Origin of the sequence: Microcoleus sp. Pol11C3 (assembly GCF_036701485.1) — a bacterium.
GTDB lineage: Bacteria > Cyanobacteriota > Cyanobacteriia > Cyanobacteriales > Microcoleaceae > Microcoleus.
This window is the reverse complement of record NZ_JAUBQW010000058.1, coordinates 1-23,554: the sequence shown is the minus strand read 5'-3', so window position 1 is coordinate 23,554 and position 23,554 is coordinate 1. Positions and strand designations below refer to the sequence as shown.

General features: G+C 46.2%; 23 protein-coding genes. 11 read left to right on the top strand and 12 right to left on the bottom strand.

Annotated elements, in window-relative coordinates; translation table 11 throughout:
• Nucleotides 1-63: 63 nt before the first annotated feature.
• Genes QUA40_RS14895 through QUA40_RS14885 form a run of 3 tightly spaced genes read right to left on the bottom strand, consistent with a single transcriptional unit; the run spans nucleotide 64 to nucleotide 4,220 of the window.
• Nucleotides 64-1,533: a DUF1802 family protein gene (locus QUA40_RS14895; RefSeq protein ID WP_333127073.1), complete on the bottom strand. Its 1,470-nt coding sequence runs from the start codon at nucleotides 1,531-1,533 to the stop codon at nucleotides 64-66.
• Nucleotides 1,530-3,446: a hypothetical protein gene (locus tag QUA40_RS14890; RefSeq protein WP_333127072.1), complete on the bottom strand. Its 1,917-nt coding sequence runs from the start codon at nucleotides 3,444-3,446 to the stop codon at nucleotides 1,530-1,532. The genes QUA40_RS14895 and QUA40_RS14890 overlap by 4 nt, the downstream gene beginning before the upstream one ends.
• A gap of 54 nt (nucleotides 3,447-3,500) precedes the next feature.
• The gene (locus tag QUA40_RS14885; protein ID WP_333127070.1) at nucleotides 3,501-4,220 is read right to left on the bottom strand and encodes a hypothetical protein; all 720 of its coding nucleotides are present in this window, start codon (nucleotides 4,218-4,220) and stop codon (nucleotides 3,501-3,503) included.
• Nucleotides 4,221-4,692: 472 nt separating this feature from the next.
• Here QUA40_RS14885 and QUA40_RS14880 point away from each other — a divergent pair, with 472 nt between their 5' ends.
• Entirely contained in the window at nucleotides 4,693-5,172 is a 480-nt protein-coding gene (locus QUA40_RS14880; protein ID WP_333127068.1) for a rhodanese-like domain-containing protein, read from the top strand.
• A gap of 403 nt (nucleotides 5,173-5,575) precedes the next feature.
• On the opposite strand, the gene QUA40_RS14875 is transcribed toward QUA40_RS14880, so the two are convergent.
• The 5 genes from QUA40_RS14875 to QUA40_RS14855 all read right to left on the bottom strand — a co-directional run bounded on the left by QUA40_RS14875 (nucleotide 5,576) and on the right by QUA40_RS14855 (nucleotide 10,367).
• The gene (locus QUA40_RS14875) at nucleotides 5,576-6,043 is read right to left on the bottom strand and encodes an NUDIX domain-containing protein (RefSeq protein WP_333127066.1); all 468 of its coding nucleotides are present in this window, start codon (nucleotides 6,041-6,043) and stop codon (nucleotides 5,576-5,578) included.
• An 89-nt stretch (nucleotides 6,044-6,132) separates the two neighbouring features.
• The gene (locus QUA40_RS14870) at nucleotides 6,133-6,864 is read right to left on the bottom strand and encodes a peptidase (protein WP_333127064.1); all 732 of its coding nucleotides are present in this window, start codon (nucleotides 6,862-6,864) and stop codon (nucleotides 6,133-6,135) included.
• Nucleotides 6,865-6,955: 91 nt separating this feature from the next.
• Entirely contained in the window at nucleotides 6,956-7,195 is a 240-nt protein-coding gene (secG, locus tag QUA40_RS14865) for a preprotein translocase subunit SecG (protein ID WP_333030803.1), read from the bottom strand.
• A gap of 476 nt (nucleotides 7,196-7,671) precedes the next feature.
• Entirely contained in the window at nucleotides 7,672-9,273 is a 1,602-nt protein-coding gene (gene gpmI, locus QUA40_RS14860) for a 2,3-bisphosphoglycerate-independent phosphoglycerate mutase (RefSeq protein WP_333127062.1), read from the bottom strand.
• A gap of 425 nt (nucleotides 9,274-9,698) precedes the next feature.
• Nucleotides 9,699-10,367, bottom strand: a complete 669-nt coding sequence (locus QUA40_RS14855; protein WP_333127060.1) for a retropepsin-like aspartic protease — start codon at nucleotides 10,365-10,367, stop codon at nucleotides 9,699-9,701.
• Between the two features lie 235 nt (nucleotides 10,368-10,602).
• Here QUA40_RS14855 and QUA40_RS14850 point away from each other — a divergent pair, with 235 nt between their 5' ends.
• The 4 genes from QUA40_RS14850 to QUA40_RS14835 all read left to right on the top strand — a co-directional run bounded on the left by QUA40_RS14850 (nucleotide 10,603) and on the right by QUA40_RS14835 (nucleotide 14,577).
• The gene (locus QUA40_RS14850; RefSeq protein WP_333127058.1) at nucleotides 10,603-12,021 is read left to right on the top strand and encodes a hypothetical protein; all 1,419 of its coding nucleotides are present in this window, start codon (nucleotides 10,603-10,605) and stop codon (nucleotides 12,019-12,021) included.
• Nucleotides 12,022-12,204: 183 nt separating this feature from the next.
• Nucleotides 12,205-12,960 carry an MORN motif-containing protein gene (locus QUA40_RS14845; RefSeq protein ID WP_333127056.1) on the top strand — a complete coding sequence of 252 codons (756 nt, stop codon included), beginning with the start codon at nucleotides 12,205-12,207 and terminating at the stop codon, nucleotides 12,958-12,960.
• 105 nt (nucleotides 12,961-13,065) lie between these two features.
• Complete coding sequence (locus tag QUA40_RS14840) at nucleotides 13,066-13,779, top strand: MORN motif-containing protein (protein WP_333127054.1); 714 nt, start codon at nucleotides 13,066-13,068, stop codon at nucleotides 13,777-13,779.
• Nucleotides 13,780-13,956: 177 nt separating this feature from the next.
• A complete protein-coding gene (locus QUA40_RS14835) occupies nucleotides 13,957-14,577 on the top strand; it encodes a DUF6391 domain-containing protein (protein WP_333127052.1) in 621 nt (206 codons plus the stop codon).
• 226 nt (nucleotides 14,578-14,803) lie between these two features.
• Here the strand turns inward: QUA40_RS14835 and QUA40_RS14830 are convergent, their stop codons facing one another.
• Complete coding sequence (locus QUA40_RS14830; RefSeq protein ID WP_333127050.1) at nucleotides 14,804-15,046, bottom strand: hypothetical protein; 243 nt, start codon at nucleotides 15,044-15,046, stop codon at nucleotides 14,804-14,806.
• Nucleotides 15,047-15,207: 161 nt separating this feature from the next.
• Nucleotides 15,208-15,660: a Uma2 family endonuclease gene (locus QUA40_RS14825; RefSeq protein WP_333127048.1), complete on the bottom strand. Its 453-nt coding sequence runs from the start codon at nucleotides 15,658-15,660 to the stop codon at nucleotides 15,208-15,210.
• A gap of 194 nt (nucleotides 15,661-15,854) precedes the next feature.
• On the opposite strand from QUA40_RS14825, the gene cax reads away from it, so the two are divergent.
• Nucleotides 15,855-16,955 carry a calcium/proton exchanger gene (gene cax, locus QUA40_RS14820; protein ID WP_333127046.1) on the top strand — a complete coding sequence of 367 codons (1,101 nt, stop codon included), beginning with the start codon at nucleotides 15,855-15,857 and terminating at the stop codon, nucleotides 16,953-16,955.
• Between the two features lie 42 nt (nucleotides 16,956-16,997).
• Here cax and QUA40_RS14815 read toward each other — a convergent pair whose 3' ends face one another.
• Nucleotides 16,998-17,705 (bottom strand): Uma2 family endonuclease, encoded by a 708-nt coding sequence (locus tag QUA40_RS14815; protein ID WP_333127044.1) that lies wholly within the window; start codon nucleotides 17,703-17,705, stop codon nucleotides 16,998-17,000.
• Nucleotides 17,706-17,804: 99 nt separating this feature from the next.
• Nucleotides 17,805-19,469 (bottom strand): DUF655 domain-containing protein, encoded by a 1,665-nt coding sequence (locus QUA40_RS14810; RefSeq protein ID WP_333127042.1) that lies wholly within the window; start codon nucleotides 19,467-19,469, stop codon nucleotides 17,805-17,807.
• 189 nt (nucleotides 19,470-19,658) lie between these two features.
• On the opposite strand from QUA40_RS14810, the gene QUA40_RS14805 reads away from it, so the two are divergent.
• From QUA40_RS14805 to QUA40_RS14785, 5 genes are all read left to right on the top strand, one after another.
• Nucleotides 19,659-20,060 (top strand): DUF7682 family zinc-binding protein, encoded by a 402-nt coding sequence (locus tag QUA40_RS14805; RefSeq protein ID WP_333127041.1) that lies wholly within the window; start codon nucleotides 19,659-19,661, stop codon nucleotides 20,058-20,060.
• 168 nt (nucleotides 20,061-20,228) lie between these two features.
• Complete coding sequence (locus QUA40_RS14800) at nucleotides 20,229-21,419, top strand: cysteine desulfurase family protein (protein WP_333127039.1); 1,191 nt, start codon at nucleotides 20,229-20,231, stop codon at nucleotides 21,417-21,419.
• Between the two features lie 155 nt (nucleotides 21,420-21,574).
• A complete protein-coding gene (locus QUA40_RS14795) occupies nucleotides 21,575-22,597 on the top strand; it encodes a hypothetical protein (RefSeq protein WP_333127037.1) in 1,023 nt (340 codons plus the stop codon).
• Between the two features lie 153 nt (nucleotides 22,598-22,750).
• Nucleotides 22,751-22,906, top strand: coding sequence for a hypothetical protein (locus QUA40_RS14790; RefSeq protein ID WP_333127035.1), 156 nt, complete (start codon nucleotides 22,751-22,753; stop codon nucleotides 22,904-22,906).
• Nucleotides 22,907-23,047: 141 nt separating this feature from the next.
• Nucleotides 23,048-23,407 (top strand): hypothetical protein, encoded by a 360-nt coding sequence (locus QUA40_RS14785; protein ID WP_333127033.1) that lies wholly within the window; start codon nucleotides 23,048-23,050, stop codon nucleotides 23,405-23,407.
• The last annotated feature ends 147 nt before the right edge of the window (nucleotides 23,408-23,554 follow it).

Genomic DNA, 23,554 nt, shown 5'->3' with positions numbered 1-23,554 from the left:
TGAGGCGAAGCTATCTTCCCGCAAGGGTTCCCAAAGGGTAGGGGAAATCGCCCTTGACGTATCTCAATCATCGATCGGCAAGTCGTGCAGGAAATAAAAGCGATCGCGCCCTAAATCTTCGCCTTTAATTCGCCCTAAGTAACCCGTCAAAGGTGAGGAAAGTTCTATTAAAATGTGGTGCATTTCTTCATATTTTAAAGGTTGGGGCGACATAGAAAAGGCATAAGCACCGTGAAGCTGATTAAATTCAACACTTGTTGATTTTGTTCTTTCCAAAAAGTCTTTGACTAGCTGAACTATGTGCGATCGCACTTTAAGCTTTTCCCGCACCTCGTCAATATAGCGATTAACCTTAGCATCGGCTTCCTCACCAAACGGCTGTTGTTCCAAACAAGGTTTTAACTGTAATAAATCGATCGAACCTGGTTGCTTAGCTTTCAGTTCAACCAGCTTTTGCAATGTTTCCGGGCGAATTACATTCATTTTACTACCAATAGCTGCTTGATTAGCTGGATTAGTTAAAGGCCCAGCCGCCAAAATAATTTTAACGGATCGATCGAACTTATCTTGACCCAAGTGAGTCAAACCTAAATGAATTAGTTGAGCCGTTACACTATTAGGTACACTTTCATGTTTGCTAGCTTTGCACTCTCCCGCTACTGGATAGGGAGTCTCGCAATAAAAGTCTAAACCACCAGCGCCGCCTGTTGATTCTGGATTGAGACTAGCTTTCGGATTGGTGTTAGAATTGGCAAAACCTAGCTTGACAAAACTTTTGCGGACTAACTTTTCAAATGTATTACCATCGCTAGAGTTGCCGATTTGTGCGATCGCACTTATCCACGCTAAATCCGAGTCTGGTTGTGTTGTGGGTAATTTTTCCGACCAACCTAGAAACATTTTGATTTCTGCGTCTAGTTGTTTGGCCTTTGTGTTTGTGGTGGATAAATGCACTAATGCACTTTGCAACTCTTCCAATTCTGGATGTTCAGGAGGCTCTAGTTTTTCCAGCTTTTGACGGCGTTTAGCAAAGATAGACTCGCTCAACACTGGCGTTGAATCAGTAACATTTAGAGACTTTGGCAAAGATACAAAATTGCCGCTGGGATTCACTGGCATTTCCAGCGGCTGAGGCAGCAAATAAACGCGAAGATGAGTTAGAAAAATATTACGTCGTTGCAGGAGAGTTTGCTGTAATGCCTCTGTTGTCCAGACTGTTAACTGCGACAAAGCCTCTAATGATTCGGAATCGTTTAGTATTTGACACCATTCGCACTTAGCCCAAGCTTTTATCAAAACCGTCTCAGAACTTAACTGAGAAAATGAGGTTTTAGCAATTGGTAAAAAACTCGATCGGTAGTATTGCTCATGGGGAAGCAAATTAATCGAGATATTGGCTGGATATAGGGCAAATGACCTACCAGGCTCGATGAAAATTCGAGGCATGGCTGCAATCACTCGCCCTTCGATTAAGGCTTCCACATCTGGCGGAGGTAACTGCAAAGCCGTATCAACAAAAACAGAATAACTCATCCACTTATTTGACCTAATAAATTATCAAGTGCTTCGTCGAGGTTGTTAATTTCCCTGGTATCAGGTATGAGCGTACTTTTAGCTATCTCATTTTCATCAACCAACCCATCAGGAATCTGACCCGACGGATCGCTAAGAATTTCACAAATTAGATAATTTTCAGTCGCGAGCTTTTTCTGAACAATAAACTCCAGTATTTGGTCTTCGGTTACATCATAATCTGTTCGAGCCTTGTTGACAAAATAAATAGCTAATAAAGGCTTGATATCTTCAGTTGCAAGGTTGACAAATTCTCCACCTAGTTCTTGAGAGAGAAGTCTATCTAAATACTGTTTTCCTAATGAGTTCGGTTTAACAGCTTTAGAACGAACTAAACAACCGCGAGTCATATCAAACTTTTGATAGTCAATTAATCGACTTAATGCAGCGGTCACAAACCTTGTTATAGAGTCTTGAATAACTGCTACTACTATCTTGACCGACTTTCCATTTTCTTTGCCTCGAATTCTAAAGTCGAGATAACCTTTGTCTACAGCTTTAGTTTGTACCTTTTCAATCTCCTCCACTTGCACTCGTCCCACAGTCTCCCCTTTGACTGCAAAAAAGGCGAAATATAGAGCCTCGGCTAAAATATCGCTATCGTCAAAATATTTCTCGATTGTTTCTTCAAGTGCATTCAGTTCGTTGTTAAAAGCAAGTTCAACTTGATGGAGTGGATCTGCTGCTGTTGGCGGTGGAGTAGAATCGTCAGGCACTTTCCAATTCTTAGCACACTCCTCTAAAACCTTTCTGACAATTAACTTTTCTTTTCCCAGTTCTCTCAGTTCACCTTCATGAAAAGGATAAACGGGATAAGGTGGAGTTAAACCTTTACTGTCATAAAATTCTTTGAGCCATTGAGAAACTAGAGTCACTACATCATCAGCATTCAGATACTGTAAATCAAAAATCTTTTCACCCATTCTAGCCGTGACTGACTCGGCCTGGGGTAATGCTCTAATTTGAAATTGCCAAGTTTCATCAAACATAGCTGTCATTAAGACACCTCGTTTAATTTTACCGTACAGGTCTTTTACTAAGAGTGCCGCGACCTGCGCCCTGCTGAAACCAGCTTCATTCCGATCTACACTCTCTAACTCATCAAAGCCAATTACTAGAGTTCTGTAATCACCGATTAAGTCTAAAATTTGACAAACAGTCTGAAATGCTTCACCTTCTTTATCCTCTTCTGTAGAATTTGGTAAACCCATTGCATCAGCTTGTCCCTGTGCCAAGGCTTTTCCAGACAGCCAGTTGGTTGCAAAGCTCACTTTATCTGAAGAAAGTGTCCACAGAATAGCCTGGATCAAATAAGGATTTTCGATGTTTGACTTCAGTTGAAGCACTTTTTCAGTTAAGCGATCAACTAATTTAGGATTTTTAGCTAATGCCCCCGAAAATTGCTTGACTAAATTTTGAGCTATGTGAGTTTTTCCTAATGCCTCATTGAGCAAAGCAGTTGCTAATTCTTGCCACTGCATTACGCCTTCGTTACCAATCTGTTTCAGGCTTAAAGACAAAGTGTTTAGAAAGTTAGCGTGGACTCGGTTTAAGTTTCCATAGTCTACGTCGCTCATATAAACAAAGAAAGAACCACCTTCATCTAGAAGGCGGCGGCGAATCCGACTGATTAGGTGGCTTTTTCCTAGACCTTTTTCAGCTTTGATCGTGATGCCACTAACTGTACGATACCCGGCGCGGATTTGCTCTATCGCCTGAAAGACAGCATCAGAGGCATGAGCATTGATAGAAGGAACGTCAGGAAAACTTGGCTTCCAAATATCATTGCTCCTGACTATTAACGATCTGTCAAAAGGGTTTTGACTTGCAATAGCTTTATTGAGATCGGCGATTGAAGAGTGAAAGTCATTCATCGTTTTGTGTGCGTGTGAAGATAAAGGAGCGAATGCACTACTAACTCAAGTTAATTAGGTTAAACGCTTGACATAGCAGCGCAAACCGTTCACTTTTGTGGTGATAGAATCTTCGATTTTGTCGGGGGCGCTGTCTTCTACACTGCCACCTACAAGTTGGAGAATATCTTGAGCCTGCATTTCCAAAAGCCACTCATTGAACTGAGATCGCCCTACCCTTTCCCCGATCGCCCGACGCATCCGATAAATCGGCACTAAATCATCTAAGTTATAATCCCGGTTCAAGCTGTCATACACATCGATCGCCACAGCCTTAAAATCGTCATAGGATGCGATCGCGCCTACATCCCCCTTCGCTTTCTCAACCCCAACACTCGCCGCACCATCCTGATGCCGAATCCACTTCAACAAAGAATTTCCCAGCCTAGTACCAATTTGAGAACCATCAAACTCAAACAGAGAATCCCGACTTTTGAGCCCCTGCGCTAAAACTTCTTTCCCTTTGGCGCTCAATTCCACCAGCGTCACCCGATTTACCAGCGAATACTCGATCGCCCCAGTTGCCTGCAACTCCCCGAGCACTTCCACATATCTCTGACTCGTCTCATTAGTCCGCACAATCCGCTTAGTCAAATCCCCCTTTTTCACCTTCATCTTCCCGCCGCTCAAATCCCACAAATTCAGCAGTACCCGAACTTTCGCCTTCGCATCCCACACCGCTTGCTCTTCGGGTGTCAAAGTTTTAGACACCGCAATTTCATCTAGCTCAGACATATCCATACCTTTAAATACTTGTTTTTACTATCAAATTTTACCAGAAACCTTGCTGGGAAAATTTTAAACTTTTCCGCAAGCACGCCAAGGAACCTGCGAATAACTTATGCAGATTTCATTCTTAAATAATTTTGTCACTGATCACAGCAGTAAAATTCGATTACCCAAAATATGAGCATTGACTAAAAACTTATGAATTGATAAAATAAAATGTTTTATAGATTATAGCACTTCCAATTATCCGCAGCAAATACGAGCGATCGCACTTTCCAATCAAAACAATCCTCATCAGCGCCGTATACAAATTAGCAAACTCAACAAATGTAGCGATCCCAACCTTAATTAACCAGCCACAACCCAGCTTAACTGCGACTTTAGTTCAATGCCGCATTCTGCCTTTAGAAAGACGAATTCAACCTACACATCTTGTTACATTGCAGTGGCAATCAAAACATTGAACAACATTTTACCCATGAAAACTATTCCCGACCAAATTTCCGACATCAAAGAAAAACTTCCTGATTTGACCCCCACCCCTCCCGGTTTAAAAGCTCAAGCATCTAGCCACGACCTCAAAGCCCGTTTAGATTGGGGCGAACCCGGACTCACAATCATCGACGCTCGTGACTTTGAAAGCTTCACCAAAAGCCACATTACCGGCGCCGTAATGATGCCAATGGCAGACTTAGTAGAGCGAGCAAAAGCCAGCCTAGAACCCGTCCGCGACATCTACATCTACGGCGAAAACGACCAACAAACCGCCGAAGCTGCCAATCTTCTCCGCGCAGCAGGCTTTCAAAAAGTAGCCGAACTAAAAGGCGGAATTCCTGGTTGGAAAGCCATTGACGGCCACATGGACGGCTCTGGCGAACACGATACTCCTGGCCCCGACGCCTACAACGTTGTCTCTCGCTTGCAACACCACGCCCAAGCCCAGAAAACCAACAAATAATCTCACAGAATACCTAGATACCCGACTTCTTGAAGATGTCGGGTATTTAACAATACAATTAGTTTGTAGTAAGGACTGGAGCCCTCTCTTAAAGCTTGTATTCACTAAGCACTAAAGTCCTTAGTACAAACTTAATGGCGATCGTATAACCGGACTATATCTCAATACGGTTCACTTAAGACAGATCCCCCCTAACCCCCCTTAAAAAGGGGGGGACAAGAATGCCCTCAAAGTCCCCCTTCTTAAGGGGGATTTAGGGGGATCTCCGGGGTATAAATAGTGTTAAGTGAACCGTATTGGACTATATCTTAACAATCGTGGACGCAAAAATTGCTTTGACACACTACTTATAGCGTAAGGTGCGGCGACCTCTACATAAACAAGTGTGTGCCTCCAAGACTGATTAACACTCATTCCTCGCGTCCAAAAAGGCTTTGACTTCCCTTAAAACTTGCCGATTCCCATCAAAAGTAATCAGCTTAACTGCATCCTCAAAGGAAGTCCAGGCCGAATTTTGAACCTCCTCTACTTGCAACTGAACTTCCCTTGAATTTACAAAAGCCAAAAAGTAAGTAACAGTCTTTTCAATGGATTCTCCTTCCTTCGCAGAGGAATAATGTTGCACCGAACTAGGCTTCCCTTCCTTAACAAAAGAATAACGTTCCACAAAACTAGGCTCCTCAAGCACTTCACAATCGCGGATGCCAGTTTCCTCCTCAAACTCCCGCTTCGCCGTTTCTAGCGCCGATTCCCCCGGATTCGCGTGACCTTTTGGAAACGCCCAATGTCCGGCTTGATGTTGAATCAACAAAAATAAACTATCAGTTTCAGTCGCAAAAACTGGCACAATCCCAAAAGCTTCATCTTTCATCTTTCTTCTCTTTCCTATTAACTATCGTGTTCTTAGAGTCCGCGAAGGCGGACTTAGTTTCTGTAGAAGCCAATTCCATTCGCGCGTAACTAAAATTCCCACCCCAACCGAGTCGGCTGTTCATAAACCCGCTTCAAAGTATTAACATCCCTCGCTGAAATAGGCGGAGGATTTCTCACCTGAGAAAAATAAAGCACATCAGTTTCCATCAAACTGTGGCCCCAAATTCCCAAAGCGTGACCCAACTCGTGGCGCGCTGTCGCCGGAATATACTTACCCACTTGATTCGGATTCAAATAAACCGAAAACCGATGAGATAACACAGTTTTATCTCCATCCCGACGGGCGTACAATTCATAGGTAGCCTCTCCAGAGCGCGATCGCAAAACCCCTTGACGCAAAGGCGGAGCCCGACGTAAAATCCTAATATCAGCCACATCCGAACTATCCACCACTTCCAAAGGCAAATAAACCCCCCATTCCCGCACCACATCCAACACAGCCGCCACCCATTCTTCAGATTTATTAGCATCAACTGGACGCTCAACATAAACCTGAATCGGAAACTTAGACCACAACAAATGACCGAAATTCGGTGGCTTAACCTGGTCAAAATAATCACCACTATCCGTGGAATCTTGCCAATTTGCCAGCGTTGGCGGCAAAGGGTGAACCTGTGGATTGGGCAAACTATTCGGGAGAGGAGAAAGACTTGCAGCCGGAGTATTAACCTGACTAAAAATTATCAGGCTAAAACAACATAAAGCCAATCCCAAACCAGCCCGCAATCGAGGTTTTAGCGTAACTTTCCACAACCGCATTTTTGCAACCGCAGATAGACACAAATAAACGCAGATGAACTTGATATTATCTGCGTCTATCTGCGTTCATCTGCGGTTAAAAATCCGAATCTTATAACTTAGGCGTCAACCAACCCGCACTCAAAATCACAGTCAAACCCATAAAAACAATAGACAGACCCCAAGTAATCCGGTTCAGACTCGTTTCCGCACTCTTGGCGCTGGTAAACAATTGAGCTTGTCCGCCAATCCCTCCAATACCATCGCCTTTAGGACTGTGCAGCAACACAAAAATCACAAGCCCTAAAGCAGACAAAGACCAGATAACTTGTAACACAGAAACAATATTCATAATCTGGAGTAATTGGTAATTAGTAATCGGTAATTTATTATCATATCAAATTCGGTCGATCGCCCGCAATTTATGAAGGGACACTCCAAGAGTCCAAGGCGTGTCAACTTAACCTCAAACCCGCAGTCCGGCAGGGAATGAATTCCCTGCCTCAAAGCGAAAGTCCTCTTAAGAGGACTGAAAAGAAGAATTTTGGTACTGCTGAATCCAAGTATGATTTTGCCTGATGGGGTAATTCTAAGTGCTTACGCTGTGAGCAGTGGGGCAACCACGGGGGGATTGCCCCTACAAATTTCATACCCCAATTCACCAACGCCGAATTTTTAAACTCATTAGTCCTCTTGAGAGGACTTTCGCTATTAGACAGGGAATTCATTCCCTGGCGGACTACCGGATAGGCGGGAGGACTGGGCGGATGACAGCTTAAATTGACACCAATGCACCGCGCCGCCTTTGTCCCTACTGCTGCGTCCCTACTACAATCGGACTCGCACCGGAGTGCGATTGGCGCGAACTTCAAAATTAGCGGGTTCAATCATAGAGCGTCCCGTCATCTCCGGTGGCTGAGGCAACCTCAACAGCTCCAGAATCGTCGGCGCAATATCCGCCAAACAACCATCCGTCCTCAGAGGAACATCCGTTCCGTGACCCGGAATCTTCAGACCTTCGCCTTCTACGAGAATAAACGGAACCGGGTTAGTAGTGTGAGCCGTCCAGGGATTCCTGTTCTCGTCAAACATCTGCTCAGCATTTCCGTGATCAGCAATAATAATTGCCGTACCCCCAGCTTTACTAATGGCGCTCAACAGCCGCCCCAAACATTTATCCACAGTTTCGATCGCAATTATCGTCGCATCCATCATCCCCGTATGACCAACCATATCCGGGTTAGCGTAGTTAATCACCATAAACGAATAGATGCCTTTTTCCAAAGCCGTCACCACCCCATCCGTCACCATATCCGCCGACATCTGGGGCGCCTCATCGTAAGTCCTGACCATCGGGCTCTGCACCAACTCCCGGTGTTCCCCTATAAAAGGCTCTTCCAGACCCCCATTAAAAAAATAAGTCACATGAGCGTACTTTTCAGTTTCCGCCGTCCGCAACTGCTGCAAACCGTGCTTAGAAATCACCTCGCCCAGAATATTGTTCAAATTCTGCGGTTCAAAAGCCACCATTACCGACGACAGTTTCGGGTCGTACTGAGTAAAACTCGCAAACGCCAACGGCTCAATTAACTGCCGTTCAAACCCCTTAAAATCCGGCGCTACAAAAGCCTGAGTCAATTCTCTAGCCCTGTCCGGGCGAAAATTAAAGAAAATTACCCCATCGCCCGATGCCACCGCCCCAGGAGCAATTCGAGTCGGAACTGCAAACTCGTCGGTCACTCCTTCAGCATAGGAGGCCTGCAACACATCAACTGCCGATCGACCGTCAGGAGCACCCTCAGTCGTCATCACCTCGTAAGCGCGCTGCACCCGATCCCAGCGCTTGTCCCTATCCATCGCGTAGTAGCGGCCGCTCATGGTCGCAATCCGACCGACCCCTACCTCTGCGATATAACTTTCAATCTTGCCTAGAGCTTCGACACCTTCTTTCGGAGTAGTATCGCGACCGTCAGTAATCGCGTGAATGCAAACCTCAGAAATTCCCTGTGCTTTTGCTAATTGCAGCAAACCCTTAATATGACTGAGATGGGAATGAACCCCACCTTCAGAACAAAGACCAGTCAGGTGCAACTTGCCGCCCGTGGTGCGGACTTTCTCGCAAAGCCCAACCAGCGCCCGGTTGTTGAGCAAAGAACCATCTTCCACTGCATCCGAGATCCGCACCAACTCTTGAGGAACCACGCGACCCGCGCCCAGATTCAAGTGACCAACCTCTGAGTTGCCCATTTGCCCGTCAGGAAGACCTACCGCCCGGCCCGATGTTTTAATCAGAGTTCTGGGATAAGCGGCCCAGAGACTGTCCATCACGGGTGTGTTCGCAGCGGCGATCGCATTTCCGTCTTTTTCTTCACGATAACCCCAGCCGTCTAGAATAATCAGCACTACAGGAGATACAGACGCTTGTGCCATGCGAATACCTTATTTACAATAATTAATTTCTCGATCTGCATGATTGCCGATTTTGCGGAACATCTTCCGCTCATCAGTTTACATATTTTCTACGCTCCGGCTGAACAAAGCCTACCAAAATTCCCTCAGCCACAGCATTTTGGGATCTAATTTCGACCTGCTTTGCGAATTGTTTAATGGATTACCTTGCCTTGTACTGTGAATCCACAATCGGAGACTGTTACCGATCTCACCAACAGCGACCCTGCTTTTGCTGCCGCATTTTCACAATTGTTCAACGGTAGGTTGCTATTGAAACACTTAGAATAATACCACAGAGGGCGGACTTTTACTACTGCCTCAAGGAATAGATTAAACAGCTTTGACAGGGCTGGGAATAACTTTAAACGAGTTGAGCACCAATCCGTTTCCGAATCGGCTCACTTTCAGCGGACATAAAATTCTACAACATCTTTTTTAATTGTGACATCGTAATTACCAAAGAAATCGTGACCCAGCAGACCTATTGGCATTTGTTTGGCGATTGCCACTTCGACATTTTGGATCACAGCACCCCCAACCCGAATCGATCGCACGATACCGATCGGGAACTCGACAACGCTACCGTCAGCGATCCCCGCTCTCACGGTACGCACCGGCCTTACTCCCAGTGCAGTAGCCATCGGCTGAGAAATCAAAGTGCCACTCGCCCCCGTATCGAGAATCATCTCAAAAGTCTTGTTGCCGTTAAATACCACATCAATCACCGGCGTCCCGCCTGCGCGACGCTTGATTTTAGCTTGAAATACCTGTGGATTCCCCCGTGGCTTAGCCGGTTGATTTGCTGGGGGTTTGGCACCAGGATTCGATGGGTTCCAAAACTGAGAGTACAATTTGCCAGTTGTGAATCCCGATCCCGTTATAGTGCGATTCCCTTCGGGATAGCTGCGCCGCGCGTGCTGCTGGGAACTCACATCGCGCACCAATGTCATCACCTGGGTTTCTGGCTGATGTGAATCAGAATGCACCTCGCCCCCCACCGATCCCATACCAACCAAAACGCTCGCACAAACCAAGCCCGATCGCCAAATTCGCTTGAGAATCACTTTTGCCATTATCTAAATACCTTGATTGCTTCAATATTTCCCACAACGACCGCCATTAATATCCTAACTTGATCCAAAAAACCCAGCGCCCGATCCCCCAGATTCAGATCATCAGGAAAACTTGGCAATTTTCAAGCGATCGCATAACATCGAACACAGATAAACTGATAAACGGCAACAGGCTGTAATTGCAGAGCCTTGTTAGATATCTTGAAATTAAGTAAGCATTTGGGGGCGATCGGCAATGCACAAACTTTTATATTTTGCGACTATAGGACTACTAGCTTTCTCGATCGGAGGCTGCGGTGGCGAGGGCAGCAACACAGCCAGCCCCAGCCCCAGCCCCAGCCCTAGTGCAGCCTCTCCGTCTCCGGCCGCCTCGGCAAGCCCCACCCCAGCAGCTCAGACTTTCCAGTCTCCAGTAGTAGCCGCCCAGCCTCCAGGGTTAATTCGATCGACCAACCCAGACGAACGAGCAAGACAGGCTCAAACAGGCATCGGCAACAAAAAGGACAGGAATCCAACGCTTCCGCTTCAGCCAGTGCCCCAAGGCCCTTTGACAGCCAATCCTTCTCAGTTAGACCCCTTTGGGCCGCTGCCGCCGATCGCATTACAAATCCCTGCAGGAGCCAACGGAGCGGCTGGGATTAGCTCAGAACTCCCCAAACTGCCACAGCGACAAGTTGCCGTGCTACCCCAACTTCCCGAGTTATTGGCTCCCCCCCCCATTAACAGGCCTAATCAGACGGTTACTCTCCCCGGGTCACCCACGGGCGGTCGAGGGAGCACTCAGCAACTACGAGGTCGATCGGGAGGCCCTTTACTTCCTGGAGGTGAGGGGGGGCAAATTGGCTCGCCGCCCCTAGTTCCAGGGCTAACTGCTCCTCGGTTAGGTGGCGGTGGCAGTAATGGTTCCTTACCCGGAGGCACCGGGGGACAAATTGGCTTGCCGCCACAAGTTCCGGGGCTCACTCCTCCTCAGTTAGGTCGTACTCGTACATCCCCGCCTGGACTCGAACCCATTGCAGCTAGACCCATAGGAGTACCGGATCTGCCGGAACTGCCAGTAGACAAGCGCCCCCCCCAATGGAGAGACCCGAATGCCAGGCTAAGAAGAGGTACTGGCACCCGTCCTCCTGCAACTGGGCCAATAGGAGGTAGAGCCCAAGATGCGCGGAATCCGCAGCCTCGTCGTTCGGGTCCCCCGCGCCCGCCCCAGCCAATAGCAGCGAGACCCATAGGAGTACCGGATCTGCCAGAACTGCCAGTAGACAAGCGCCCGCCCCAGTGGGTAGACCCAAATCCCCCGCCTCCTCCCGTGATCCCAGTAGTTCCTGCACCACCGCCACCGCCTTCTACTGACCTCGCTACAGGCACTGAAGTCAGCGGGGTGGTAAAAGTCGGGAACGAGACGCAAGTGATTGTCAAAGTACCGAATGAACCAACCAGCCGATATGTCAAAGTTGGGCAGCGGCTGTCTAACGGGCAAGTGTTGGTGAAGCGGGTAGATCTCAAGCAAGGAGCCGATCCGATCGTGATTCTGGAGGAAAACGGCGTTGAGGTAGCCAAAGGTGTGGGCGAAAAACCCGCAAGTCGCCAACCCCAACCCGCCAATGCAGTTATTAGCCGTCTGCCAAATACTAATAGCTCAACGCGACGCTAAAAATTGACAGTAAAGCAGGAAAAATGCTAAAGGCAAAAACTATAATTTTTGCCTTTTTGCATTTAGGGCAGATCTCAAACCTGAAGGTAAAATTAGTACAGGGATTAAAAAATAGACGACTTTTCAGCGAGTATTAGCTTCTAGAAAATCCCTATTAGTAATTGAAGTTAAAGGAGATTGATCATGCTCGGTTCAATTCAAAAATTAGCGATGGTGATATTAGTTGCTTCTTTTATCGGCAGCGCCACTAATCTCTTGAGTCCCCAGCCATCAATGGCTCAAGCAAAACCAGAGCAAAAAAAACCAGAAGAAGGAAAACGGCCTCCCTTCTGCCAAGGCAACCCTCCTACCGGAAGAGTGAAATGCAATTACGAGGGAGGCGATAACTACGAGGGAAATTTCGTCAACGGCTTACCCGATGGCAGCGGAGTCTACGTGTATGCTAATGGCGATCGCTACGAAGGAAATTTTCGGAAGGGAGTGCCAAATGGTAGAGGGACATTCATTTTTAAAGATGATGCCCGCTACACAGGCGTGTTCCAAGACGGCACAATGAGATCTGGGACGGTCGTTTTTTCCAACGGCGAGCGCTACGTCGGAGAGTTCGCAGTCGTCAGGAACATTCAGACAGATGTTATTAGCAGCCAACCTGCTGGGCGGGGTCAATTTTTTTACGACAATGGCGATCGCTATGAAGGACAATTCTTTGCAGGTTCGCCCTTTGGCCCAGGGGTATTGGTACGCAAAGACGGCACTCGCTGTTCCGGCAGATTTTTCAATCAAGAACTTGATGCTAGTGTCTCCTGCACTTTTCCCAATGGTACGCGCTATGAAGGAGAATTGCGAAAGGGAGTGCCTCACGGTGTCGGGACGATGATCGATGCTAGCGGTAGGCGCTTTCCGGGGGTATTTCGCAACGGCAAGCCCGGAGTTTCGTAAAGGATAAATGATTGAGGTTTTCAGCCAACTTTTGACCACAAATGGGACAAAAGACAAATGACGAAGGAAAATAATATCCAGAAGCGCATAGGAGAAAGTTGATTGATGATTTCCCGTTCTTGGATCAGTGGAATCGCTTTATTAGTTGCATCAGTGTCGGGAATTGGTAGTTACGCGACTTATCCCTTGCCCTCAATGGCGCAAGGAACAGAAGCTAGAACCGGTCGCTGCGTGCCAGCTATCGCTACAGGTAGAGTTAGGTGTGATTATGACAGCGGTGATAGCTACATCGGACAGTTCGTCAACGGTTTGCCCAGTGGCGCTGGGGTATACGTATATTCCAGCGGCGATCGCTATGAGGGGCAGTTCCGTCTGGGCAAACCAAATGGTCGAGGACAATTTATATTTAAGGACGACGCCCGCGTGGAGGGCATATTCCGAGATGGCAAAGTTAGTTCCGGGACAGCTATTTTTACTAATGGCGATCGCTATATAGGGTCATTTTCTCTCGATCAAAAAGTAGGCGTGCCCACGGGACAAGGGCAATTCATTTTTGCTAATGGCGATCGCTTTGTGGGTCAATTTTTAGGGGGCAAGCCTTTAGGTACGGGAGCGTTCACCCGCGCTGACGGCAGTCGGTGTTCGGGACAGTTCTATACTCAAGAACTTGATGGCAAGGGTAACTGTTCGTTCTCCAACGGTATCCGCTATCAGGGAGAGTTACGCAAGGGATTGCCTCACGGCAAAGGCACAATTATCGATACCAGAGGCCGGCGAATTCCGGGAGTATTCCGTGAGGGCCAGCGGGTAAACCAATAAACGGGGAATAAGTGCTATCTGTTAGTAAGGGCAGGTTGAGGGCTAATAATTTTTGCACACAACCTGCCATTGCTAGGTTTTAAAGTCAAAACTATTGATAATTTATGACCCGCTTTTTCTCAACCGAATTGCTAATGTTAAATATCCACTTAATTGAGTTGATGGAGGCGTTTTGATATGACAACTACTGCTTCTGCTTCCGGCCGCACCGGCCAGTTTCCCTTCGACTTTGCCCCGCAGCGGACTCAAGATGCTGATTTGTTGCGACAACTCGATTTTGTGCCCGGTTTGAAGGAAGTCTTGACTTTGCGCCAAGTTCATGCTTTAGAACACGCTACGGTTTGGGTACTCAGCCAATCGGTTGGTGCGACGACAGCAAGAACCGATAATGAGTTATTGGGCGGGATGTCCACAGACCAAGGGTTTTATCTTTATGGTCACGTTAACATTGCACAGTTGCGTCAGGCAGTGCGCGAGGCTTTGCAGCGGATTGGCAGCGGAGAGTGGGATTTAGCTGTACATCCCCGCTGTGGCACGAATCTGTCAGTGGCAATGCTGCTGACAGCAGGACTTGCTGTCGGCATCAATTTAGCCTTACCGCGAGGGCCCATTCTGCAACTTTTAGGTTTGGGTGCGGCGGCTGCTGCTGCTGCTCAGTTAGCTCCTGATGTGGGAGCTCTGGCTCAGCGGTACGTCACAACTGCTATTCCGTTTAATTTGAGTGTTGTTGATATTACTCTAAGTCAGGACTTCTGGGGACGCGAAGCTCATTTTGTGCGGGTGCGTTGGGTTGAATAGCTGCACAGTATCAAGCCCGATCGATAGATCTAACTCATCTGCGTTAATCTGTGTTTATCTGCCTGTATCTGCGGTCAAAAGAAGATAATTTCAGCAAGCGCAGATGACAAGGGATTGACGCGGATTCACGCAGATGAAAAGAAGAGATATCTAAACAATTCCGATGCAGCGCGGATTTGATATAACTAATAACAATTAACTCTTGACTTCTGGGTCATCCAATCTCCTAAATGCGATCGGGATCTACTCCTAATTCTCGCAACCTCACCGCCAATCTTTCAGCCCCTTGTTCGAGTTCCTGGAACCGAGCTTGTTCTGCTTTAATCAACCCTTCAACTAATGGCGGACACAGTATTTCATTCACTGATAATGTCAGATTGGGAAATACTACAGACACCATTTGTTGCCCCGCCCTAAAATCAGTCTGGGTATAGATGTCTTCCCCTTCAGGAAAGGCTAAAACTCGCACCAATTCTTTGTTAGTAGGTGTAGGGTCAACAATGACATATTAGACCTCTTGCAAAAATAACTAGGACGGGCAAGATGCCCATCCCACAAAAAACATTTTTTCTTGTGGAACGGGCATCTTGCCCGTTCCAAAATTTGATTAAAAGGACTTTTGCAAGAGGTCTATTCAGGTACGTTAGCTAGTTCGTACTCAGCTCGTTTAATCACATAATCGGCGCGCCGATTTTGACTCACTACCTCTATGACTAACAGCGGCATTTCTTCAAAATCGAGGATACCAGAACCTGGTCTAGCAGCAGCTTGTTCTAAAAGACTTTGAGTACAAACAACTACATCAGGAATCCGGGAGGTATCTTCTTCTGTTCTTACTCCCAGGCCTGTCTTTGCTACTAAGTCAAGATTGTGTTCAGCTAGGTAACGCTGCAATTTGTAAACTAAATATTCGCAAATTTTGATATGTAAAACTGTTGCGGTTGGCATCGGAATTAATTTGCCTTTGTACAGTTCATATTGTAGATCGGAATCAGTTTGATAAAATCGGTATTCTTCAAAGGTCAAAGTGGGTGAAGTATCAATTTGCTTTGATTCAACAACTGGCACTACAGATTGAGACATATCTTTTCACCGATGTCGATATAATTCTATTATATTCAATCTGCCTCGATCTGCGTGCATTTGGGGTTAAAAATTCCCAATTATCGATCGCACTCGCCAGCAGAATTGTCAGAGAATAGTTCAATAGTGTAAAATCCACTTTGCGATCGCCCCCACAACTCGACCTCACTCTTCAATACACCATCCGAGTTCCTATGTCAATAAAAAAGATTCTTTCCATAGCGCTGTTAATTTTCATCCCCATTTCCATCGCCGCTGAGTATTTGCACTGGGGTTCCCTTGCAGTTTTCATCACATCCGCTTTAGGCATTATACCTCTGGCGATTTGGTTGAGCACAGCAACAGAAGAAGTGGCGATCGTTACAGGCCCCTCCATAGGCGGCTTATTAAATGCAGTCTTCGGCAATGCTACAGAATTAATTATTGCCATAGTTGCCCTGAAAGCCGGCTTAATTGACATTGTGAAAGCCAGCATAACCGGCACAATTATCAGTAACTTACTCTTAGTCATGGGATTTTCCATGCTGTTAGGGGGAATACGCTACAAAGAACAAGAATTTAAGCCAATTATCGCGCGGGTGAACGGTTCCACAATGACTCTAGCAGTGATTGCGATTCTGCTGCCGACAATGGTAATTTATACATCCAATGGAGTCGAACCCGCAGCCATTCAGAATCTTTCCTTAATAACTGCGATCGTCCTAATTGCAGTTTACGCTCTAACTCTGCTATTTTCATTAAAAACTCACAGCTATCTTTACGATGTTGGGTTACTAGAACTAGAGTCAGAAAATCCTCAAAATACCAAAGAGGAATCCACTACGCACAAACCCAATTTGTGGCTGTGGATAGGAGTGCTAGTTGCCTCAACTGTTGCCGTTGCTTTTGAATCAGAAATTTTCGTTAGTGTTGTCGAAGAAACTACCAAAGGATTGGGATTGACGCCGCTGTTTACCGGGGTAATTCTGTTGCCGATTGTTGGCGGCGCCGCCGAATATGTAACGGCGGTGGGAGTTGCGATGAAAAACAATATGGATTTGTCAGTTTCTGTCGCAATGGGTTCGAGTTTGCTAGTTGCTTTGCTGGTAGCGCCGGTGTTGGTGATTATCGGATTAGTTATTCATCAGCCGATGGATTTAAACTTCAATCCGTTTGAAGTAGTTGCAGTTGCCATTGCCGTGACAATTGCTAATTTAATTAGTCTCGACGGGCGCTCTAATTGGCTCGAAGGAGTGCTCCTTTTAGCAACATACATTGTGTTAGGATCGGCATTTTACTTTCATCCCATTACTTGATTCTCGTGGAACAGGCAAGATGCCTGTTCCACAAAAAATCAATTAAATAGCATCCGGGTCTATTCCCATCTCCCGCAAACGCGCCGCCAGTCGCCCTGTGCGTTGATACTCCTCCTTAATTAAATCTTCGACAAGTGGGGGAGATAGAATTTGATCCACTGATAAAACTAGATCGGGAAACTGCAAAGACACGATGTTTTGCCCTGGCACAAAATTCGTTTGTTCGTAAGCAGTCTCATTTTCCGGCAAAGTTACAACTCTCACCCTAGTCCGGTTAGGTTTCGGGTCTGCCATCCAATATTCCGGCACTCCAGCATTTTCGTATTCGGCTCTTTTTGTCACGTAATCTTGACGCTCGTTTTGGCTGACAACTTCAACAATTAACACTGGCGTTTCATTCAAATCGAAAACACCAGCACCAGGTCTGGCAAGCAGTTCCTCCCAAAGACTTTGAGTACAAACAATCACATCAGGAATGCGCGAGGAATTCTCTTCCGTTCTCACTCCCACATTAGTTTTTGCCACCAAATCGAGATTGTGTTCAGCTAAGTAACGCTGCAATATATAAACTAAGAATTCGCAGATGCTTGCGTGTAAAGCCGTTGCTGCTGCCATCGGTATTAATTTTCCCCTGTGAAGTTCGTATAGAACGTCAGGTTCTCCCTGATAAACAAGATATTCTTCAAAAGTTAAGGTTGGCGAAGCATCAACTCGATCGTTTTCCGAAACTGGTAAAACAGACTGAGACATATTTATCTGCGCTCCGGTTTGAGTTCTCTTAATTAATTTTACACTTTCTAATATAGAGTTTGATAAGAAAGGACTGAAGTCCGATGCTGCGAACTTAGCTTAAAAAGTTACCCGATCGCGCCATCTCTCTAAAATCTTGTCCCCGACTCCCTGTACCCGTGCCACATCCTCCAAAGAGGTGAAAGGTTGCTGTTGCCGCGCTGCAATAATTCTCTCGGCTAACTTCGGGCCAACCCCAGGCAAAGTTTCTAATTCTTCCTGAGTCGCTGCATTCAAATTAACTAACTTGTTACCCGCAGCCATTTGAGGTTGAGCATCCGCAGATTTTGATGCTGCTTGTAGTAAATCGCACTCTTTTTTCTTAGCATCAATTCTCTGTTTGATTCGAGCGGGAATTCCCAAGATTGCACCTTTGTAAAGCCGATCGAACTCACGCTCAAAATGGGCTGCAACCGTGGGACTCTCGATCGCCAGCAGCGTCTCGTCATTCCCGTGATTTGCAGCCTCACTCCAGTTGTGAGAACCTGTAAGCACCGTTTTGCCGTCCACAACGCCGAATTTGTGGTGCAGGCGATCCCCCATTGGTAACAGCGGCACTCCCACCGTAGTCAGCGGCTTTCTCCAAGGGCGATTGTCAGCTTCTAACTTGCAATCTTGGATGAAAGTCGCACCCATCATATCCAAACCTTCACTGTAAGGGCGATAAATAAAATTAGAGTCAATTAAAGCTCGCACCGCAACTCCTCGCCTAGCTTCAATTTCCAAAGTATTGGACAATCGCTGAGCCGAAAATACAAACAATGCCAAATCAACCGACTTTTTCGCACTACCCAAAGTTCGATTTATCAAACCGTTGCCGCTTTTTTCCCAAGGCAAAGTCGCAGTTGTAGGCGAAAATTGCACTGCAACTGTCGCATTCCCTACTCTCACTTTTTGCACTTGACGAAACGGCTTTTTGATTCCAAATTTGCTGTCCGGTTTGCCTCCGGGCCCGTCGCCCCACATCAGGTTAAATTCTTGAGTAAACAGTTGCGCTACTTGAGCATTTTGAATTTTAAGCAAATTGTTCGCATTGCCGCGACTTGCTACTGTCTTGAAATCGCCGTGTATATCGCTTGTGGTAAAATTAGCCGAAGTAACGATTACGGTTTTGCCGTCAATCACCACAAATTTGTGGTGCATCAAACCGCTGCCTTTACTGCCGTCAGCAGTATCATCAATTACAGGAATCCCCGCATCCTTGACAATTACCAAAGCATCATTTTGCTTGATTTCCTCGACCGTTAATTTACCGTCTTTATTGCGATCGGCAAGTTGCACAAATTCGCTATAATGATCGCGCTCTCTTTCCGGTAATTTCGCTAAATCCTGAGCTGTAAAATCGCTCCAAGGGCGACTATAGATATGTTCGACAATTAATCTCACTTTAATTCCCGATCGTTGTCGAGACGCCAAAACCCTCGCTATACTGGGCAAGCGAAACTCCTGAACCGCTACATCTACCGTCGATCCAGCATTAGCGATCGCAACAGCGATCAAGTTTTCTAAATCATCTCCAGGTCTAGTTTGCTGGCGGTAAGGCTCTGTATAACTCGAAGCGATCGACTGATTGAAGTATACTTGCAACAAGGGGTCTTGAGGCAATGGAGCCAGGCTCAGAGGTAAATTCTGCACGTCTTGCTTTGTTTGTCCGCAGCCCACCAGATTGAGCGCCACCAGACCAGCACAACACAAACCGACTAAATGATAATATAATACAGCCACAAAATTAAAAAAAATAGAGGTTATTAGGCTTCCCAAAGTTCAAAGCTATTGGATCAAGTAAAGTTACAACCTATTAAATTTATGCAAGGGAATAGATTTTACGTCTTGTAGAACTGCCTCGATGCCGGAAGCATCACTGGTAGGGTAGCAGCATTCAGGGGCGTGGGTCAAACCCTATACCGCTGCTTTATGGCTAAAAGAAAAAGAATTTTTCCGTGCGGTCACAAAGGATATGGTAAAGCGTGCCATCGCTGCACGCAAGAGTTGGTGGCGCAGCAGCATTACCTTGAAGTGCTGACACAAAAACAAACCAAAAAACAAGAGAGGGAAGCATCATTTGCTAGAGATATCATCGATCTCAGAGGTCTGCCCGACCACGTAGTTACTAAAGCTCGCGCCATTATAGCAGCTTTGGGCGACAATAAGAATTACAGAGATTTCGGCGGCAAACGCCTGCGTCACAACCGTTTGATAATCAGTATTCCTGTAACTCGCAACTACAGAATGCTTTGTGAAGATTGCGGCACTTTCTTAATTCCCCAAAAAGTTTTGTCGCACGAAGATTACAACGTCTGCAAACCAGGAAGTTAGTCATGGGGCATGGGGCATGGGGCATGGGGCATGGGGCATTGGTCATTAGTTGTAAATCCACTTTAAACGTAAAATATCGATCGCTAAAAAGCGTGCTGTGTATCTCTTCCTTCTTCGTTCTTCGTTGTTCTTCCTTCCTTCTTATTTCTTCCTTCTTCCTTTAAAATCATGCAAATTTACCTCGACTATAGCGCCACAACACCCGCACGCCTAGAAGCGATTCAAGCCATGCAAAAAGCTCTCACTCAGCAGTGGGGAAATCCTTCCAGTTTGCACGAGTGGGGACAAAGGGCGGCCACTGCTTTAGAATTAGCAAGAATGCAGGTTGCTAGCTTGATTAACGCGCTACCGGAATCGATGATTTTTACCAGTGGTGGCACTGAAGCGGACAATTTGGCAATTATGGGAATTGCCCGTCTTTATACAAAACCGCAGCATATTATTATCTCCAGCGTAGAGCATTCCGCAGTAGCAGAACCGGCGCGACAACTCGAACAGTTGGGATGGGAAGTGACGCGCCTACCAGTGGATAAATTTGGGCGCATTCACCCTTTGGATTTGCAAGAGTCGCTGCGATCGAATACAGTGTTAATTTCAATCATTTACGGACAAAGCGAAGTTGGGACGCTGCAACCAATTGAGGCATTAGGACAAATTGCTCGCGATCGCAATATCATGTTTCATACCGATGCAGTTCAAGTTGCCGGCAAGCTGCCAATTGACGTGCAGAAACTGCCCGTAGACTTGCTTTCGGTTTCCAGTCACAAACTTTACGGGCCGCAAGGTGCGGGGGCGCTTTACGTGCGTCAGGGAGTAGAATTAGTGCCAATGTTAGGCGGGGGCGGACAAGAGTTGAAACTGCGTTCAGGAACGCAAGCACTGCCCGCTATCGTCGGTTTTGGAGTGGCTGCGGAGTTGGCTTTGCAGGAAATGGATGTGGAAACACCGAGGTTAATTGCATTGCGCGATCGACTTTTTGACCGATTATCCCACGTACCCAGTTTAGTACCAACTGGCGATCGATATTACCGACTGCCGCACCACACCAGTTTTTGCATTGTCTCCCCTTCCTGTCGCCCTTACCAAAAGAGAGACACAGAGCAAATCACAGGCAAAACTATGGTAAGACAGCTAAATTTAGCCGGAATTGGCATTAGTTCCGGTGCCGCTTGTAGCAGCGGCAAACTAACACCCAGTCCGATATTATTAGCAATGGGATATGACGAAATCGGCGCAGTGGGTGGAATTCGATTGACTCTAGGGCGAGAAACCACAGAAGCTGATATTGATTGGACAGTAATTGCGATCGAGCAAATTTTGGATAGATTAATGCCAAAGGTAGCATTGTGTAGGAATTAGAAAACTGGGCGGTTTGTGTGCACGCACAATCTCAGAAACCTGGTTTTTTCCGAGATCTTCGCCTCTCACCAAATATTCTCGCAAAAACCCGGTTTCTGGCCACCCACCCACAAGCATGATAAAATAAACCCGACATTATTCACAACTCCCCAACAATGGAAGAAAGCCGCGCCCAAGCCTACCTAGAACTAATTCACACCCTGCTGAATTGCCCCAACGGAGAAGAACCGCAGATATTACAGGATAACTCAGAATTGTTGGATGTCGAATTTCTGGAAACTTGCGAGTTAGTAGCAGAAAAAATGGCACAGCAAGGAGGACAAAACGGCGCTAATTTCCTGCGGAATCTGATCAGCCAGCTAGTACAATTAATCGATATCAACGATGGTGATATCTCGGCAGGTGAAAATCCCCAAGAGTATGCAAACTTTATTCTAGAATTATTGCAAGCCGAAGATGGTAGCAATAGCAGTACAGCAGTAATTTACCCGATGCTAGCTGAACGAAAAAATCTACTAAATGCTCGTTTTGCGGACATTTTAGAGCAAGTAATGCAGAAATTAATTGCGGGCGAAAATGCACAAACTATTGATTCACTTGTCAGTCTCGTTGAAGACTTGAGCATTAATATTAGTAATTTTTCCGGTGGGAATAAAGCCGATAATATTGAAATTGCCATTGCCGCTTATCAACTTGTTTTAAATAATCGGCAACCCGGAAGCGAAAAGTTTGCTCAAACTCAAAACAACTTAGCTGCTGCCTATATTACCAGAATAAAGGGCTCGCGGGCCGAAAATGTGGAAATGGCGATCGCCCTTTATGGCGCTGCTTTAACAGTATATACCCTTGAGGCTTTCCCGGAAGATTGGGCTATGGCTCAAAATAACCTAGCTGCTGCTTACGCCAACAGAATCAACGGTTCGCGGGATGAAAATATCGATCACGCGATCGCATTTTTTGACGCTGCTTTAACTGTTCGTACCCGCGAACAGTTTCCTGAAGATTGGGCCATGATTCAATATAACCTAGGTAATGCCCATAATGACAGAATCAACGGTTCGCGGGATGAAAATCTCGAAAAGGCGAGATCCTTTTATGAAGCAGCTTTAACAGTATATACCCGTGAGGATTTCCCTGAATATTGGGCAATGATTCAAAAGAAGCTGGCTAATGCCTAAAGTGAGGCAGCTTTAACAATCTCAGAAACTGGGTTTTTTCCGATATCTTCGCCTCAGATTAAATATCTTCGCAAAAACCCAGTTTCTCGCCACCCATCAAACCAACTCCAACCATGATAAAATAAAATCCGGTGTTATTCAGAACTCCCCACAATGGAAGAAAACCGCACCCAAGCCTATCTGCAATTAATTCACACCCTGCTGAATGCCCCCAAAGGAGACGAACCGCAAATATTACAGGATAACTCAGAATTACTCGATCGCGGATTTCTGGAAACGTGCGAGTTAGTAGCATCAACCTTAGCATAACAAGGATGGTAAAATGGCGCTAAATTCCTCCGACATCTAGCTAGTTACCTAGCGCAACTCCTCGATATGAACGATGACGGACATAGCAACAACTCTGCCAGTGAAAAAGTCCCAGAGTATGCAACTTTTTTCCTATAATTATTGCAAGCCCAACAAGATCGCAATGGGGATATAGGAGTAATTTACCCCATGTTGGAAGGGCTACAACATCTTATTAATGCCAGTTTTGCCGAGACTTTACAGCAAGTAGCCGAGAAGTTAATTGGCGGCGAAAAGTCAGAAACAATTAGCTCAATTATCGGTCTTATTGAAAATTCGAGTATTCATATTAGGAATTTTGCCACTGGGAAGAAATCGAACAATATTGAAATTGCCATTACTGGTTATCAAATAGTTTTAAGTAATCGGGAACCCCGTAGTGAAAAATGGACGCAAACCCAAAATAATCTAGCTACTGCCTACAATAACAGAGTCAACGGTTCGCTGGCGGAAAATCTGTAACGGGCAAAAACCCGGCGCTTGAAACCGCGTCTATACAAACGATGTCAGCCGACGCGGACTAAGAGATAAGAGGTAGTGCCCTGAAGGGAAGGATCAGAACCAAACCGAATTCAAATTAAAACAGGCATCTAGAGTTGTAAATTAGCA